Origin of the sequence: Pseudomonas fuscovaginae SE-1, from assembly GCF_000364705.1 — a bacterium.
GTDB classification, from domain to species: Bacteria; Pseudomonadota; Gammaproteobacteria; order Pseudomonadales; family Pseudomonadaceae; genus Aquipseudomonas; species Aquipseudomonas fuscovaginae_A.
The window spans coordinates 1-2,548 of the sequence record NZ_AQOH01000306.1; the positions used below are offsets into that span (position 1 = coordinate 1).

At 51.4% G+C, this 2,548-nt stretch carries 4 protein-coding genes; 3 read left to right on the forward strand and 1 reads right to left on the reverse strand.

Features of this window, described 5'->3' with window-relative positions; genetic code table 11:
- Nucleotides 1-245 precede the first annotated feature (245 nt).
- Entirely contained in the window at nt 246-596 is a 351-nt protein-coding gene (locus K675_RS0124320) for a hypothetical protein (RefSeq protein ID WP_026145506.1), read from the reverse strand.
- A 288-nt stretch (nt 597-884) separates the two neighbouring features.
- Here K675_RS0124320 and K675_RS0124325 point away from each other — a divergent pair, with 288 nt between their 5' ends.
- From K675_RS0124325 to K675_RS32515, 3 genes are all read left to right on the forward strand, one after another.
- On the forward strand, nt 885-1,739 hold the full coding sequence (locus K675_RS0124325) for a DNA/RNA non-specific endonuclease (protein ID WP_232434473.1): 855 nt from the start codon (nt 885-887) through the stop codon (nt 1,737-1,739).
- Nucleotides 1,740-1,834: 95 nt separating this feature from the next.
- Complete coding sequence (locus K675_RS32510) at nt 1,835-2,119, forward strand: hypothetical protein (RefSeq protein ID WP_080635393.1); 285 nt, start codon at nt 1,835-1,837, stop codon at nt 2,117-2,119.
- A gap of 96 nt (nt 2,120-2,215) precedes the next feature.
- Nucleotides 2,216-2,548 (forward strand): HNH endonuclease (locus K675_RS32515; RefSeq protein WP_198291675.1); only part of this gene is annotated, 333 nt, incomplete at its 3' end.

Consider the following 2,548-nt stretch of genomic DNA (forward strand, 5'->3'; position numbering starts at 1 on the left):
CATCAAAGCAAGGATTGATGAGCTAGACTCACTTGATAAAAAATTCGACTACACGAAATACCAATGGTTTAGTAGAAAACTTGGTTTAAAAGATTAAACCTATCACCTCAAAACAGGGACAACCATTTTTAATTGCGCAACCAAGAAGAGACGCGGCCATACTTATAAAATAAGTTATAGCGAAATTGGAGCCCTGCTGATCATATTGAAACTGACCGCCTTCTCAAAAATTAGATTTCGGATCATTAAACCGCCTTGATCGGCACCACTTCAAAACACCGGAACTTCTTCTTTTTCGCCTGGGCGTTGGCCTCCTGTTCGGTCGTGAAGGTGCTCAGGGTGTTGGCGTCGTAGGTGAGGACCTCAATCTTGCCTTCGAACTCCTTGATGGCGTGCAGGGTCACACGCAGCTTCGGAGAAAGTGGCTTGGAGGAGAACCGGCGTTTGGGGGTAGCAGTTGGCGCCGAAACCGGTATCGGCTTCGGTGTTGGTTTGAACTCGATTTCAGGTACTGGTGAAACGATTGGTTCAGCGACTGGAGTGGAGGGACCGAAAAGCGCCAGGCGCATTTCTTCCTCGCTCAGTTCTGTGCTCATTGCGGGTGTCTCAATTACGGAATGGTTTTTATGTTTAGGGTGCTAACGAACTCTATCAGACTCGTTTGGCATTTGCGTGGTTCAAACTGGACAGGTGCCACTGTGTTTACCTCGGCAGTCCAGGACTGGGCCGCAGATCGGTAAGGTCCATAGGTGGTCGCCGCTGATGTGACACCCCTGCTCACACACCGACAGGCAACATTCTGACGATGTTGGTTTACTATCGCGCAGCCCTGTCCTGGGCATCGCCGAATGGTTTCCTGCATCTCAAATCAATGGAGCTTCATAGTGAATCGGAATCTACAGAAAGCCGGCCTCTACCTGCTGCTGGCGCTGGTCAGCGCCTGTTCGACCGTTGAGACACGTCGCCCTACCGAGTCAGCACCTGCCCCTGCCCCATTGCCTCAGGTCACCGGATCAGCGCCGCAGATTGATAACTGCTCGGTGGGCTGCCCTACCGGCGGCAGCGACGTCACGCTGGTCAGGACGGCCTACACGCTGAACAACGATGCGCAGACCAAGTTTGCCAAGTGGGTGGCGTATCGAGTGACCAAGGACACGCCCTACCCCAACCGCCCTCGCAACTGGAAAACCGATCCGGACATTCCTGCTGGCGAGACCCTGGATGATGCCGACTACAAGCTGGCGCATGAAACGCTGAAGACTGACCGCGGCCACCAGGCCAACCTGGCCTCCATGGCGGGCGTCAGTGACTGGCAGACGCTGAACTACCTGTCCAACATCACGCCGCAAAAGAGCGACCTCAATCAGGGCGCCTGGGCACGGTTGGAAGACAAGGAGCGAGGGCTGGTTCAACGGCCTGGGGTTGATTCGGTGTACGTGCTTACAGGTACTCTATACGAGCGATACATCGGCACCCTTCCCAACACCACCAAACAGCACACCATTCCCAGCAGTTACTGGAAGATCATATTCACCAACAACACGCCCACCGAAGCGACCTTTGCCGCCTTCATCATGGATCAGGACACCCCGCGTGCTGCCAATTTCTGCAACTACCAGGTCACCGTAGAGGAGATTGAGCAGCGGTCCGGCCTGAAGGTCTGGACGACGTTGTCGGCGGCTGAGCAGGCGGCGCTCAAGCCGGTTCGCGGGCAACTGACAAAGGATATTGGCTGCTGACAAAGAGGTTGCTGCAAGATTTAGCAATAGAAAAGAGCACATTTTTTCGGTGAAAACGACCATTCAGATTAGCGTCAATGCGTTGGAGTTTGAGCATGTCAACGAAGAAGCCGCCACACCCTATGAAAGCAAGTGAATTAGAACGGTTTGAGTGTAACTTAGCCAATTGGTTAAAGCTGGATTCTGTAGACGCCACGTATCACCGTTTTCAAGGAATGCTGGAAGGTCAAATCGTGACCTTGCAAAGTTGTGGAGTGATTTCCCCTCAGGCCGCAGTGAGATTGCACGCTCGGATGAGCGAGGCAATGCGAGAAAAATCTACCACCAATGCAAGCAGAGAGACTGAAAAACCTGAAAACCGACAAGGCTCCGCTCTATAGATGCTTCCACAATGATCAAGCCACTTAAAATATTCCGATTTAAGTGATGTACAACGCAGCTCCGCTGTCTAATCAAATCAAAAAATTGAGTATCCAATGAGACGTTGTATTTACTGCCTACTAGAAAAAGACGAATCGGATTTCACGCTAGAACATGTCATACCAAAATTCCTTGGTGGCGCGTATGCACCAGACGCCCTAAAAACGCACGATGCATGCGATAAATGCAACAACAACCTCGGGCTTTTCGTTGACGCTTCCTTCGAGAAAAACTGGTTAGTACACAATCACCTAAAAATGGCGGCCTTAGCTTTTTACGACCCAAGACAGCCAATCGGAATCCCATTAATCTGCATGGGAAATAGCGACCTAGCTCCGCCAAAAACTCCCAAAGATCATATTTGCGAATCTTGGCTTGGATCACTTGGT

Bases quoted from the DNA above. Each gene is read 5' to 3' on its own strand.
- K675_RS0124320 (WP_026145506.1), bottom strand. From the start codon at position 596: ATGAGCACAGAACTGAGCGAGGAAGAAATGCGCCTGGCGCTTTTCGGT.
- K675_RS32510 (WP_080635393.1), top strand. From the start codon at position 1,835: ATGTCAACGAAGAAGCCGCCACACCCTATGAAAGCAAGTGAATTAGAA.